The organism is Vibrio sp. YT-16 (genome assembly GCF_033337405.1).
GTDB classification, from domain to species: domain Bacteria; phylum Pseudomonadota; class Gammaproteobacteria; order Enterobacterales; family Vibrionaceae; genus Vibrio; species Vibrio alginolyticus.
This window is the reverse complement of the sequence record NZ_JAWOQQ010000011.1, coordinates 100,116-114,412: the sequence shown is the minus strand read 5'-3', so window position 1 is coordinate 114,412 and position 14,297 is coordinate 100,116. Positions and strand designations below refer to the sequence as shown.

The following is a 14,297-nucleotide window of genomic DNA, read 5'->3' as shown; positions in this document are numbered from 1 at the left end:
TAGGAGGGAAAATTGGGCAGTAGTATGCGCCCAGTTATATTTGTGCTGGGCGCGGGAGATGTTACAAATTTATTTCGTATATGGACAGTGAAACTCCGCTCTCCACTCGAGCTGACGAGAACCTCGCATCGTATTCAATAGATCTTTTCCACTCATTTGAGGGAACGATAACAGGACTTTGAGATCAGAAGTACCGCCTCCGTTTTTTTCATAAGCCCTGACGTGTGTAAATGTTGAATACATATTCTCTGACAGCATCGCCTTATTCAGGCATATTCCAAAGGTATCGCGTTCCATGTTTGGTGTTCCTTCTAACTATAAATGCACCTCTGTTTATAGTTTTCCAGTTTTCAGATGGTGTCTAAGTGTTTGTCATATAGTCAGTATTTGTGTTTTGTTTTATTTTTGTCCAAACCACTGACATCAATGTTGAGCTTTTAATAGACTTCCAGCTTCACTGCTTTCAAACCGAAACTCTCATTGGTTTCGTTGATTAAAAATTATACGTTGTAAAATCTAAAAACGCCTCAAAAACCGCTAAAATCGATGTGATCGCGATCATGATTTTAAGGGCAATTTATGTATGGAATTGAGTATCAGAGAGGAATGCTAAATTTGGTGAATGGTTGTAATTTTATGTTTCAGCTCGTCGATTAATTAACCGTAAACTCTGCGGTTTGTTTGCCTTCCTCACAGATTTATCACCGCGACAACGTCATGCTGTTAACTGAGTGTTAACGTTACGCTCAAGAGTGAATCACAAGGATGTATCAATGAGTTGGAAAACCATCAGCTTTCGTAAGCGGATGCTCATTATCATGACGCTATCGGGGTTGATAGAGCTGTTATTGCTTGTCGCCGCGGGGTTCACTTATCTCAAAATCAATCAAGAGCAAGAAATGGGAGAAAAAGCACTGGGTGTTGCCCGTTTTTTAGCGGACTCAGCGGTTGTTCGTGAAATGATCGAAACCCAAAACCCCCAGCCATACCAACTTCGCTTTAGAGAATTAACCGAAGCCATAGGTGCTGCATTCATCGTTATTGGCGACCATAAGGGAGTACGCTTAATCCACCCTGTTGATGAGCGGTTGGGCAAGCCAATGAGAGGTGGCGACAATCGTCGAGCGCTAGAACAGGGGTTGTCTTATGTTTCGACGGCACAGGGCTCGTTAGGTTATTCAGTTCGTGGTAAAGCTGCGATTTTTGACGAGCAAGGGAACATTATTGGTGTGGTTTCAGTTGGCTATTTGCTCGACCGACTGCAAGACCGCATCGAACCATTTTTGGCCTTTTTGATTTTAATGGTCATCGTAGTTGTCGTCGCTAATGCCATTGTATCTAATTATGCGTCGAGAAAGTTTCAGCGCGCCATTTTAGGCTTTGAACCTGAAGAGATAGGGCGGTTGTACGGCGAATTAGAAGTGACGATGAGCACCATCAAAGAGGGCGTGTTAAGCATTGATGCCCAAGGGATACTTCGCTCGATAAATCGTAGTGCCTGCCAGATTCTCGGTATTGATAGAGAATCAGCGCTCAATAAACCTTTGACTGACACGCTGCGTGATAGCGATCTATATACAGTGTTAGAAAGCGGGCAGGAAGATCATGATATTGAAATATTCCTTAATCATAAGCGCCTGATTGCAAATCGCTCTCCAATTTATGTTGATGGAAAAATCGTGGGGGCGGTATCGAGTTTCCGTTTAAGGGATGAAATCAATGATCTAACCGAGCAGCTATCACAAACCAAGGAATATGCAGATTTGTTACGTTCGCAGACCCATGAGCATCGAAATAAGCTCAACACCATTAGTGGGCTAGTACAAATGGGTGAACTTGATGCGGTGCAAAAGTTAATTGGACAAGAAACCGCACACTATCAAGCAATGATTGAGTTTTTAAGAGATACCGTTAAAGACCCGCTAATTGCAGGTATGTTGCTTGGAAAAACTGAACGTGCTCGCGAGTTAGGCTTACAACTGGTGGTTGAGGAAGGCAGTCGTCTTGAGCCCCTGCCTGAGTGGCTAAATTCGGAAGACCTTGTCACAATTTTGGGTAATTTGATTGATAACGCTTTCGATGCCACGTTAACTTCAATTCGCGATGAATCAAATGTTGCGTCAGAACGCAGAAACATTGATGTGTCCGTTAGCGATTACGGAAATGAAGTGATACTTGAGGTGATAGATCATGGCTGTGGCCTCCCAAAAACAGTGGATCCACAAACATTATTTACAAAAGGCGTTTCGACGAAATCTCGTCAAAATCGAGGAGTTGGGTTACACCTTGTCAATCAGCTTGCTACTCGATATCACGGCCATGTTGAGATGATACCCAATACAAATTATGGGACAAGAATAACGGTGTACTTACCCAAGGAAGAACAATTATGAGTATGGCGACTCGCGTAATGATCATTGAAGATGATCTGGCTATTGCTGAGCTGCACCACAAATACTTAAGCCAACTGACAGGTTTGGAAGTGGTTGGAATTGCGACCACGAGAATGGAAGCGGAAATGCAACTCGACATTCTTAAGCCAGATTTACTATTGATGGATGTCTATCTTCCCGATGGCACAGGGCTTGAGATACTAAATACACTGCGTGCAAGTAACCAAACGTGTGATGTCATTTTGATTACAGCCGCAAGGGATGTCGATACGTTACAACAGGCGATGAGGGGTGGCGTTGTCGATTACCTGTTAAAACCAGTGATGTTTCCACGCTTAGATGCCGCACTGAAAAAGTATGTGTCCCAACGCCAACAACTAGACATCGTAGAGAGTTTGGATCAGAACCTCGTTGATAAAATGCTGCAGTCTCACGCCAATCAAGACAACTTGCCGAACCGATTACCAAAAGGGATTGATGGTGTAACCCTAGACAAGATCAGAGAGTTGTTCCTAAATGGCAGTGCGCTGACCGCTGATGAGGCAGGTGAAAAAATCGGAGTGAGCCGAACAACGGCAAGGCGCTATTTGGAGTATCTGATCAGCACTGGTGAACTAGAGGCTGATTTAAACTATGGCTCTGTTGGTAGGCCAGAAAGGTGCTATAAAAAAGTGACGCGGTAGCGTTTATATTGATGCTCTATGCAAAATAAAAAGCGATGGCTTATTGTAGAAACCATCGCTTTACAAATTACGGCTGTTCCGTTCTAAGAGGTTAGAAGTTGTATTCTAACTTCGCTTCGATAGAGCGCTCAGCGCCAAACCAACAGTTATTTTTGTCGTAACAAGAATAGTATTCTTTATCGAATAGATTGCTTGCAGAAAGCGTGACGCTAGCCCCTTTCATTGATTCAGATACCGTTGAGAAATCGTAACTTGCTGCTAAATCAAACAAGGTGTAGTCCGGTACTTTTTGACTATTCTGTGCATCAATTTGTGCTTCTCCGACATAGCGAACGCCAGCACTGGTACGAAGGCCTGAAAGATTTCCTTCAAAGAAGTAATTTGCCCATAGAGAGGCCGTTTGCTCAGGTACCCAAACCGGCGTTTTACCTTCTTGGTTGTAATAACTGTCCTCGGTAATCTCCATATCGGTATATGTATAGCCTAGAGTGAAATCAGCTTGTGCTGTAGCTTGCCATTTTGCCTCAAGTTCAATACCTTGTGATACCACTTCGCCCGCTTGATAGTTCGGTGCATAAGGATTATTCGGATCGGTCAAGATCGCGTTTTTCTTCGTGATATGGAAGAGTGCTAAGTTACCTGAGATATCACCAGATAATGGTGCGTATTTAAAGCCTAACTCCCATTGATGTCCGGTTGATGGCTCAAATGCTTTACCAGAAGAGTCGGCACCCGCAATTGGCTCAAAACTTTCCGAGTAAGTAAGGTATGGCGAGAGACCAAAATCTAGCTCATACAAACCACCGACTCGGAAAGATACGTTGGTATCGTCTAACTCTTCCTTGCTCTTGGATACTGTTCCTAGATAATCGCTAACGGCGTCTGTATTTGAATCGTATTTATCCCAACGAAGACCTGCAATCATTACAAGTTGCTCGTAACGAACTTGATCTTGGAAATAAACGCCAATCTGCTTCGTTTTGATATCCAAGTTTTGTTTGTATTGGAAATTCAGTGCATTACGATCAATGCTGTTGTGGTCAGGATTAAAAATGTCCTGAGTTAGCGAATACCCAAGCGTGTCTTTGTATTTTACATCTGAATCTAGATACTGATAATCAAGCCCGAACAATAAGTTATGTTCAAAATTTCCTGTTTTAACGTAGCCAGATAGTTGGTTGTCAATCACAAAGGATTTGGACTTTTCATCGGTTAAATAGGCATTTCGACCAACGGTACGGTTATCCGCTTCAAGTGCACCGTTATATGTGTTTTCCTGATAGGCATCGGCGGTCATGTAGCGGGCATTCTGTAGAAATTGCCAATTGTTGTTAAAGTCGTGTTGGACTTTGTAACCCATCATCAGAACTTCGCGTTCGTAAGTGTTCCAGTCCTCATCCCCTAAATAAGTGCTTGGTGACATCGAGCCAAGTGGGTTTTTAATCACTGAGCCAGACGCAGGCACAGTCGTGTAGATACCTGCTGATGGATCATTTTGATAGTAAACATTCACGTTCACTAATGTGCTTTCTGTCGCTTGCCAATTGAAAGATGGGGCGAGTACATAACGTTCGTCTTCAGACGTATCGGCTTGACCATCTCGCTGTTTTGCCAGGCCGACGATACGGTAATCCACATTAGAATCACCAATTTGTCCTGTGGTGTCGAACGTCAGTTCTTTTAGGCTGTTAGTCCCAGTACTAATCGATACAGAGTGCGAGGGTGTTGACTGAGGCGCCTTGGCGATAATATTGACCATACCTCCTGGTGGAATATTGCCGTAAAGAACAGACGTTGGCCCTTTAAAAACCTCGATTTGCTCAAGAGCAACGGAGTCGACCTGCGGTTGAAGGTTCCAACCGTTGTACAGCAAAGGAAGACCATCATAAAAGTTGGTGTAGTTAATAAAACCACGAATATTGAATAGGTCAAGTCGGGAAACGGCACCACCACGCAATTCTGTATTTACGCCAGGCGCATAACGCAATGCTTCGCTCACCGAGTTTACGCCGCGTAGGTCCATGTCATCTTTAGTGATTACCGTGATCGCTTGCGGTGTTTCCTCCGGTTCTAAAACGGTTTTAGTTGCGGTGTTTCGGTATGTTTCTCCTAGCACCGTAATCGTTTCGTGTTGGGATACGCTCTCAGTCGCATTGGCGTGGCCAGCGAGCAATGCGGATACGACGATAGCAACCGCTGAACGATGAAATCGAATCGGACTTTCCATATTTATAAATTCCACTACTTTTTCTATTTATTGATAATGATTGTTATTTGTATTCTATATTCAAAGAAATAGGAAAAGTTAACAATTTGGTGCAAAACACTAATCTTTGGAACTTATTCTTCTGTTCTTAGGTTTTAAAGATAGCGAGTCGTTTGGCTCGACAGGAATCCAATACTGCATTTGTGCTTGTTCGCTATCAACATCATAACCTTCTGGATAAAGCTCTAACTCATAACCATCGATAGCATGATAATTAGAGTAGGGTAGCCAATGTAAAATAAACCATTCCAGCGTTGAGGCGAGCTCTGATGCTTTGCCTATGTGTGTAATGACGGCGTAGGTTTGCTCAGGAACAGCCAAGAGGTCTAACCCCGAGTTGGAAGAGTTCGTTGATCTTGGTGCGTTTGCTGTTGGACTGCACTCATAACCTGCCCAATACTCAAGTTGTTGGTTGTTTGAATACGCTTGAGTCACATCAATCACGCCAAAGTAACTACTTTCCGAATTGTTAAGGTTTTCAGATGAATAAAGACGTGACCAAAGTGACGGTACTTTGGATTGGAAATCGGGCGTAGCGGAAAACAATCCGTGAATAGGTTCATGATAACCAGCAAGTTCAAAAGCCGGTTTTGTTTCTATTCGAACTTCAATAAAGCGCTGATGTTTTTTCTCTTCTTCTGGTGTCTTACGCAGCGTCAAAGGTTGCCTCAACCCGGAGAGTTGTTGCGTTTTTCGATATTCGCGGGGGCTTTTTGAAAACATATTCCTGAACGCTCGGCTAAATGCGTGTTCAGATGTAAATCCCATTTCTATCGCTATATCTAACGAGCGGTCAGAAGTATGGATTAAGCGCTCAGCCGCAAGGCTAAGTTTAAGCTCTCTGATGTAGTGAGCGACGGATACGCCAGTGTGTTGTTGAAATACGCGTTGCAGTTGCCAGCGCGACCAACAACTTGCTTTCGATATTTCATCTACGCTCAGAGTGCTGTCTAAGTTGGTGTGAATGTAGTCAAGCACCGATTGTATTCGGTTTATGGGATGTGGGTTAATGGCGCTTGATTTCATGGCGTTCTACTTTCACATTAATAGTGATTTCATTATCTTTAATTGAGTATCATTATCAATAGGGTGATGAAATAAAAAGTAAGTAACACAGATCACGATAAAACTGTAATGGATTGCAAGGATGAGTAATTATTGCCCATATTAGAGTTTTTGCTTAAATTTTGGAGCGTTCAGATGAAACTTTTTTTATCAATAAAATACAATCGCTTATGACGTTTTGTGCAACTTATTTAAACGTTTGCACTGGCAAGTGTTGATGTAAATCAAATAGTCGTAGACAATATTGCCCCGTGTCGGACTCTCCTCCAGCGAGTACAGTGTGTACTTTTGAGACATAAGTGACTTAAATGACCTCAATACGTCGTGTTTTCAAGAATCGGAAATGCAACTTCTTGAGGTTCTTTGGGCCCATAGACTTTACCTATCAACGTAATAGGTAAGACCAATTTTCTATTTTGAGGTGCCATTGATAGGGTTGGCTCATTCTCTAGCCGTATCCGGGCACACAATAAGTACCTCGTTTTTAAGGGAAAGATGATGGTAATACCAGAAAACAGCAGCATCGTTATTTTTGGTGCTTCAGGTGACCTTACGTACCGTAAGCTCATTCCTGCTTTATACCACCTCTACGCGAACAAGCAGCTTCCAGAGAATTTTGCCATTCTGGGTGTAAGTCGCACTGAATACAGTGATGAGTCTTACCGCGCGAAGCTGAAAAAATCGCTTCAGGAAATGGAAAAGACTGAGCCAGAAACGCTTGATGCATTTATTAACCATCTGCACTACCAAGCAATTAATACTTCTGACACACAAGATTACGGTAAGCTATCTTCTCGCTTAGACCAACTTGCGGACGAATATCAATTCGAGCAACGCAATACGCTTTTTTACTTAGCAACCCCACCAAGTTTATACAGTGTGATCCCTGCAAGTCTTGCAGCACATGGTCTTAACAGTGAAGAGGATGGCTGGAAACGCCTGATCATTGAGAAACCATTCGGCTATGATCTTGAATCGGCGCGTATTCTGGACAAAGAAATTCACGAGCACTTCCAAGAGCATCAAATCTACCGAATTGACCATTACTTAGGTAAAGAAACGGTACAAAACCTACTTGTGCTTCGTTTCTCTAATGCGATGTTTGAGCCGCTTTGGAACCGTAACTTCATTGATTACGTTGAAATCACAGGCGCAGAATTCCTTGGCGTAGAGGAGCGTGGTGGTTACTACGACAACTCTGGTGCTGTGCGCGACATGTTCCAAAACCACTTGCTACAAGTATTAGCAATGGTAGGTATGGAACCACCAGCGCAAATCAATGCAGACTCGATGCGTGATGAAGTGGTAAAAGTGCTTCAATGCCTAAAGCCATTAGACGAAAACGCTCTGCGCAACGATCTAGTATTAGGCCAATACACGGCGTCTGAAGTCCGTGGGCAAAGCCTACGCGGCTACCGTGAAGAGCCGGGAGTTGCAGACGATTCTCGTACAGAGACTTACATCGGTTTGAAAGCGTACATCAACAACTGGCGTTGGAATGGCGTGCCATTTTACGTGCGTACTGGTAAGCGTCTTCCAACACGCGTTACTGAGGTGGTTATCCACTTTAAACAAACACCGCATCCTGTGTTTGGTCAAAACGCACCAGAAAACAAGCTGATCATTCGTATTCAACCAGACGAAGGCATTCAAATGAGCTTTGGCTTGAAAGAGCCAGGCGCAGGCTTTGAAGCGAAGGAAGTGAAAATGAACTTCCATTACGCTGACCTGCAAGAAACGCAAATGCTAACGGCATACGAGCGTCTTCTACTTGATGCTTTGAATGGTGATGCTACGCTATTTGCACGTAGTGATGCGGTGGAAGCGTGCTGGCAATACGTACAGCCAATCTTAGATTTTAAGCAAGATCCACAATCCCTCTTCGGGTACGCATGCGGCACTTGGGGGCCTAAAGAGTCAGATGACTTGTTACAGCGTGATGGCCGTGCTTGGCGTTTCCCATGTAAAAACTTAACAGATACGGATTACTGTGAACTATGATCAACCATAAGATCTACCAAACAGCAGAACAGGTAGTTGAAAGCCTAGCTAACGATATGAAAGCGTTTAGCGAAATGGGCAGACCTGTTCACATCTCTCTTTCTGGCGGCAGCACTCCTAAAATGCTGTTTAAACTACTGGCTTCAGAGGCTTACGCAACCTCCATTCAATGGGAAAACCTCCACTTTTGGTGGGGTGACGAACGTTGTGTTGCCCCTGACGATGCAGAAAGCAACTACGGTGAAGCGAACACATTGTTGTTTAGCCAAGTAAATATTCCTGCAGAAAACATTCACCGCATCCGTGGCGAAGATGAGCCTAAAGCAGAAGCCGAGCGCTTTGCAAAAGAGATGGCAGAGGTAATCCCGAATGAAAACGGCACACCTGTGTTTGACTGGATCTTATTAGGCGTTGGTGCAGATGGTCATACAGCTTCTCTGTTCCCTGGCCAAACGAATTATGATGATGCGAACCTATCTCTTGTGGCGTCGCATCCTGAATCGGGCCAACTTCGTGTGTCGAAAACCGCACGCGTATTAGAAGCAGCGAAACGCATTAGTTACTTAGTGCTTGGTGCAGGAAAAGCGGACATTGTTGAAGAAATTAACAGTTCACCAGCACACGCACTGCCATACCCAGCGGCTAAGATTCAAGCGAAATCGGGCCTAACGGAATGGTATTTAGATTTAGACGCGGCAGCAAAAATTGCTTAAGACGCTGCTCGTCGATGAAATAAAATTGGAGAGAAACAATGAAAGGTGATATCGGTGTAATTGGCCTAGCAGTAATGGGTCAAAACCTTATCCTAAACATGAACGATCACGGCTTTAAAGTGGTTGCTCACAACCGTACTGCTGCTAAAGTAGACGAGTTCCTGGAAGGTCCAGCAAAAGGCACGAACATCATCGGTGCATACTCTCTAGAAGAACTAGTAGAGAAGCTAGAAACGCCGCGTAAAGTAATGTTGATGGTTCGCGCTGGTGACGTTGTAGACAAGTTCATCGAAGCGCTAGTACCTCTGCTAGACAAAGGCGACATCATTATTGACGGTGGTAACACTAACTACCCAGATACAAACCGTCGTGTTGCTGCACTACGTGAAAAAGGTATCCACTTCATCGGTACTGGTGTATCTGGTGGTGAAGAAGGTGCGCGCTTCGGTCCATCTATCATGCCTGGCGGTGCTGCTGAAGCATGGGAAGCGGTTAAGCCTATCTTCCAAGGTATCGCTGCGAAAACTGACGCTGGTGAGCCATGTTGTGACTGGGTTGGTAACGACGGTGCTGGTCACTTCGTTAAGATGGTACACAACGGTATCGAATACGGTGACATGCAGCTTATCACAGAAGCTTACCAGTTCATGAAAGACGGTCTTGGTATGTCTGCTGACGAGATGCAAGCAGTATTCGCTGATTGGAACAAGACTGAACTAGACAGCTACCTTGTTGAAATCACGGCTGACATCCTTGGCTACAAAGATGAAGACGGTGAGCCTCTCGTTGAGAAGATCCTAGACACAGCAGGCCAAAAAGGTACTGGTAAATGGACTGGTATTAACGCACTAGACCTAGGTATTCCACTAACACTTATCTCTGAGTCTGTATTCTCTCGTTGTCTATCTGCACTGAAAGACCAACGTGTTGAAGCTGAATCTCTATTCGGTAAGACAATCACTCCAGTTGAAGGCGACAAGCAAGAGTGGGTTGATGCACTACGTCAAGCGCTACTAGCTTCTAAGATCATCTCTTACGCTCAAGGCTTCATGCTAATGCGCGAAGCATCGAACGAGAACGGTTGGGACCTAAACTACGGTAACGTAGCCCTAATGTGGCGTGGTGGTTGTATCATCCGCTCTGCGTTCCTAGGCAACATCCGTGATGCGTACGAAGCGAATCCAGACATCGCATTCCTAGGTTCTGATGAGTACTTCAAAAACATCCTACAAGGCAGCCTAGCAGCATGGCGTAAAGTAGCAGCGAAGTCTCTAGAGTCTGGTATCCCAATGCCATGTACGATTTCTGCGCTATCTTTCCTAGACGGTTACACAACAGCTCGTCTACCAGCGAACCTGCTTCAAGCTCAACGTGACTACTTCGGTGCTCACACTTATGAGCGTATTGACCGTCCACGTGGTGAATTCTTCCACACTAACTGGACTGGTACAGGCGGCGACACAGCGTCTACAACTTACGACGTGTAATCGTTTTAAGTAAACCGACTAAATATAAAGATATAAAGGGATGCCCAAGTGGCATCCTTTTTTGTGTCTGTAAGATATTGGTAGATTTAAAAGTTACATTAAACGTTGATTCGTCACGCACTTCTCAGAAATGGGAGAGCATGCATTTGCTAGCAGTTTAATATTTCTCTTCGAAGAGTGAAGCTAAGCCGCTCTCTGCCGTCTCCTCAACTATAAGGTAATAGAAATGACACAACAGAAGCATCCATTTCACACAGCTTTCGTGTTGCTTATGTTCATATTACTGATTACTTACTCCATCTATCGCCTTTATCATCATTTCGTTTTCGAATCTCTACCGCTTCAGCTCAGTAGTGGTTTTCAAGTGGTCTACATTGATGCGTCATATGTTTTAAGTATCGCAAGCTTACTCTTGTGCCCTACATTATTGGTCTATATTTTATTTGATCGAATGACTCAGTTAGTCAAAGTGCCGATTAAAGTGATAACTATAACAATTGTCTTGTCCCTTATCGTTGCTATTCCAGGTCAAATTTTTGAATTTGGGCGATTGAAGTATATTGCAGAAAATAATGGTTACTCAGCGTGTCCACCTTTCACAATTGCATCAAGCGGAATGTTTGTAGAAGCTATGGTAAAAGAAGAAAAATACTGTATAGAACCAGAAATTAATCGTATTGGTATGTATGGTTATTTTCACGAACTCGAACGGATTGATAACTATATCAAGTCACACAGAAATGACATTCAATAGAAAAGAGCGCCTAGGCGCTCTTTTCAGTGGTCGTTTTCTTGTTTTGATAAAACCTGTCTTTTAGGTAGAGAATTGCACTGACCACAAGAGCCACTAAAGAAACAGTAAATAGGGCGTACATGCTGAGAATCCATGCGAATGTGGCCGTCAAGAATGCGATGAAGGAAAACATCCTGCTGAAAGACATCACATGGCCAAGTTTGTTACTTTTCATAAACGCCTCCCGAAGCTAAGTGGGGATAGACAATTGTGGTCATATGCCACACTTTTAATTGTCTGCTCTTTTGGGGCGTTTCACACAAAAAAGTGGCTAAAGATTTCTCAAAAAAGGTGAAATATTGAACTGGTAGACAAATCGTTAAACTGAGTTGCACAGATATGACTTCGGTTGTCTATCACTTCAAAGTTTTTAACTACGCAGATTAAGGGCATGTAGCGTTATTATTATCGTATTCGAACTCTACGATACACAATTGCAAGTGAACCTACACTCGTAAGCTCATCCCTGTCGTCAGTTACAGTAAAAGCTTTTTTCTCTTTTTAACAATACCTTAGTAATTACGGGCAACTAAATCCGTTTTTCGATCGAAACTCAGATTGCACAAAAGGTGAAAAAGAGTGCTAGGTAAGCCTTTAAACTACGCCTATAATTATCGCCCACATGGAGGATGTTTATTATATGAACATCCTTTATTTTTTGAAACTAGCAACAAGGATCCAGTAAAACATGTTTTTCTGGTTTTGTTTACGTCGACCAAGAAGGTAATTAACACAGCAAATTGAGGTTCTAAGATGACTCTTAACAAGTACTTTGTTTTCATTCCAGCAGAATTGGAACAGGAAATGCACAAGGACAATCAAGTGATCTCTGAGAAGGAAACTCAACGTCAGGCATTAGTAAAACAGGCGCAACAACAAGGCGGCCTGTAAGCTAGGTTTCAAAGAGAAAGAGCACCGCAACGGTGCTCTTTTTGTATCTGAGGTCGTAGAATTAACTTAATATGCCAAGGCTTTTCAACTTTCTGTAAATGGTATTTCGGCTCACACCAAGCATACGAGACGTTTTGCTAATGTTCCCCTGATTGGCTTGATATGTTTTGAGCAACTTATCTTCGACGGTTGCACGCAGTTCTGAAGTTGGTTCAGCGGATGCTGCCCCTTCTTGAGCTTGGCTGAGTTTCTTACTTAGGTGGGCTGGGACGTGTGTGAGTTCCAATATTTCTTCACCTTGCGCCATTAAGGCGGATACTTTGATTAAACTATCGAGTTCACGCAAATTTCCTGGCCATGAGTAAGACAGCATCAGAGAAAGGAGGTGAGGGCAAAGCTGTTGTTCAGATTCGGCGTGACGCCGATGAATGTTCTCAATCAGTTGTCGTTTGTCATCACGTTCCTCAAAGCGAGGTAGCTCAATGATCAAGCCATTAAGGCGATAATACAAATCTTGGCGGAACAATCCTTCGCTGACCAAATGTTCCAGATCTTTATGCGTGGCTGCAATGATTTGCGTATCGACTTGAATACTTTGGTTGGAACCCACGGGAAGCACGGTTTTATCTTGCAATACATGGAGCAATCGGCTTTGAGCTTCCAAGGGTAAATCTGCGATTTCATCTAGAAACAAAATCCCTTTGTGTGCTTGGCGAATTTTTCCCTGATAGCCTTTGCTGTTTGCGCCAGTAAAGGCACCGGCTACGTAGCCAAATAATTCAGATTCAACCAGATCTTTTGGTAGCGCTCCGCAGTTGACGGAAACTAACGGTCCCGTTTTTCTCTGGCTGTTTTTATGGAGCGCTTTCACAAACTCGTTTTTGCCAACACCAGTCTCTCCGAGAATCAACAAACTGATATCTTTATCGATGACGCGATTGGCTTGCTGCCAACAGTGCTCAACAGCGGAGTCGCCATAATGAAGATCATTGGACGCCGCTACAGCACGAGACTTGACCTTGCTATCTTTATCGGTAAGCGGTTTTGTTTTGAAAACGAAAGGGTGCTCATTTCCCCGAGTGGATAGAATGTCGTCTAAGGATTGCCCAATGATACTTTTTTGCGCAAAAAGTTGAGAGGCTACTTGATTGTGAGCCAAAACTTGTCCGTCTTCATTTGCAATGATAATTCCTTGCCAACCACTATTCAGTAAACCTTTTTCGCACGCTAAATCCACACGAATATGCCCTTGTGGAATCAAGTTAAGTAGTTGATTCTCCACTTGCTGGACCATGTTTTGTACTAGTACTTGCGTTGAGAAGTCATGTCTCTTTTGCTCGCTCGTAATATCTAATACGCCAATGAGGTTACCAAGATGATCGAAAATAGGATTAGCCGAACAGCTAATAAAACGATGGTGTTGGATAAAGTGCTGATCACCAATAACAGAAACGGGCTTTGCTTCAACCAAGGCTGTACCAATCGCGTTGGTGCCTTTGACCTTTTCTTGCCAGCATGCACCAGAGCTTAGCGAGATTTCCGTTAACTTTTCACGAAATCTAGGCTGTCCCCAACTGCCGATGATGACACCATCTGAATCCGTCAAAATTAAGCGACTGTCGCTATGAGCAAATAGCTGATTAAACAAAGGGAGCGCAAATTGAGTGACTGCCTCTAGCAAAAAATTGAGTTGGTGACGCCTATCTTGGAGCGTCGCTGGCGTTACTCGAATATCTTCAGGGCGTCGACGCTGTTTTAAACCCGCTTGTTCACTTCTGACCCATGAAGTTGAAAGCCAATTGTTATCGCTAATATGTTGAAGTTCCATGACTGTACCATTTTGTCACAGTGAGGGTGTGCCATTTTGGAACACTTGAACATTGGTGTTCACACCATACATCCGCTCAAACATCGCTCACTTGGTTTGTTATCGCTTGGTAATCATAGTTTTACATTTAATTAACAACAAGTATGGCGTAGTTGGCGTGTGACTTGCGTAATGCTC

The 14,297-nt window shown here is 43.6% G+C and carries 12 protein-coding genes; 7 read left to right on the top strand and 5 right to left on the bottom strand.

Translation table 11 applies throughout. The features are described 5' to 3' along the window. Positions 1–69: 69 nt before the first annotated feature. Positions 70–297 (bottom strand): hypothetical protein, encoded by a 228-nt coding sequence (locus tag R7F07_RS17450; protein WP_005377125.1) that lies wholly within the window; start codon positions 295–297, stop codon positions 70–72. Positions 298–773: 476 nt separating this feature from the next. Here R7F07_RS17450 and R7F07_RS17445 point away from each other — a divergent pair, with 476 nt between their 5' ends. Next, positions 774–2,393 carry a sensor histidine kinase gene (locus R7F07_RS17445; RefSeq protein WP_025768107.1) on the top strand — a complete coding sequence of 540 codons (1,620 nt, stop codon included), beginning with the start codon at positions 774–776 and terminating at the stop codon, positions 2,391–2,393. Further along, positions 2,390–3,076 carry a response regulator gene (locus R7F07_RS17440; RefSeq protein ID WP_005387163.1) on the top strand — a complete coding sequence of 229 codons (687 nt, stop codon included), beginning with the start codon at positions 2,390–2,392 and terminating at the stop codon, positions 3,074–3,076. Before R7F07_RS17445 ends, R7F07_RS17440 begins: the two co-directional genes overlap by 4 nt. Before the next feature lie 91 nt (positions 3,077–3,167). On the opposite strand, the gene R7F07_RS17435 is transcribed toward R7F07_RS17440, so the two are convergent. Together R7F07_RS17435 and R7F07_RS17430 are read right to left on the bottom strand one after the other, a co-directional pair. Further along, entirely contained in the window at positions 3,168–5,303 is a 2,136-nt protein-coding gene (locus R7F07_RS17435) for a TonB-dependent siderophore receptor (protein WP_054575048.1), read from the bottom strand. 99 nt (positions 5,304–5,402) lie between these two features. Continuing rightward, complete coding sequence (locus R7F07_RS17430; protein WP_005387160.1) at positions 5,403–6,368, bottom strand: helix-turn-helix domain-containing protein; 966 nt, start codon at positions 6,366–6,368, stop codon at positions 5,403–5,405. Between the two features lie 537 nt (positions 6,369–6,905). Between R7F07_RS17430 and zwf the strand changes: the two genes are divergently transcribed. From zwf to R7F07_RS17410, 4 genes are all read left to right on the top strand, one after another. Next, complete coding sequence (gene zwf, locus R7F07_RS17425; RefSeq protein ID WP_017634563.1) at positions 6,906–8,408, top strand: glucose-6-phosphate dehydrogenase; 1,503 nt, start codon at positions 6,906–6,908, stop codon at positions 8,406–8,408. Beyond that, a complete protein-coding gene (gene pgl / locus R7F07_RS17420) occupies positions 8,405–9,121 on the top strand; it encodes a 6-phosphogluconolactonase (protein ID WP_005387158.1) in 717 nt (238 codons plus the stop codon). The genes zwf and pgl overlap by 4 nt, the downstream gene beginning before the upstream one ends. 38 nt (positions 9,122–9,159) lie before the next feature. Beyond that, a complete protein-coding gene (gnd, locus tag R7F07_RS17415; protein WP_005377160.1) occupies positions 9,160–10,608 on the top strand; it encodes a decarboxylating NADP(+)-dependent phosphogluconate dehydrogenase in 1,449 nt (482 codons plus the stop codon). Positions 10,609–10,834: 226 nt separating this feature from the next. Beyond that, a complete protein-coding gene (locus tag R7F07_RS17410) occupies positions 10,835–11,362 on the top strand; it encodes a hypothetical protein (protein WP_005377161.1) in 528 nt (175 codons plus the stop codon). A 10-nt stretch (positions 11,363–11,372) separates the two neighbouring features. Here the strand turns inward: R7F07_RS17410 and R7F07_RS17405 are convergent, their stop codons facing one another. Beyond that, positions 11,373–11,576, bottom strand: a complete 204-nt coding sequence (locus R7F07_RS17405; protein WP_005377162.1) for a hypothetical protein — start codon at positions 11,574–11,576, stop codon at positions 11,373–11,375. A 578-nt stretch (positions 11,577–12,154) separates the two neighbouring features. On the opposite strand from R7F07_RS17405, the gene R7F07_RS17400 reads away from it, so the two are divergent. After that, positions 12,155–12,292: a hypothetical protein gene (locus R7F07_RS17400; RefSeq protein ID WP_005377165.1), complete on the top strand. Its 138-nt coding sequence runs from the start codon at positions 12,155–12,157 to the stop codon at positions 12,290–12,292. 61 nt (positions 12,293–12,353) lie between these two features. Here the strand turns inward: R7F07_RS17400 and R7F07_RS17395 are convergent, their stop codons facing one another. Further along, the gene (locus R7F07_RS17395) at positions 12,354–14,120 is read right to left on the bottom strand and encodes a sigma-54-dependent Fis family transcriptional regulator (RefSeq protein WP_005377167.1); all 1,767 of its coding nucleotides are present in this window, start codon (positions 14,118–14,120) and stop codon (positions 12,354–12,356) included. Positions 14,121–14,297 lie beyond the last annotated feature (177 nt).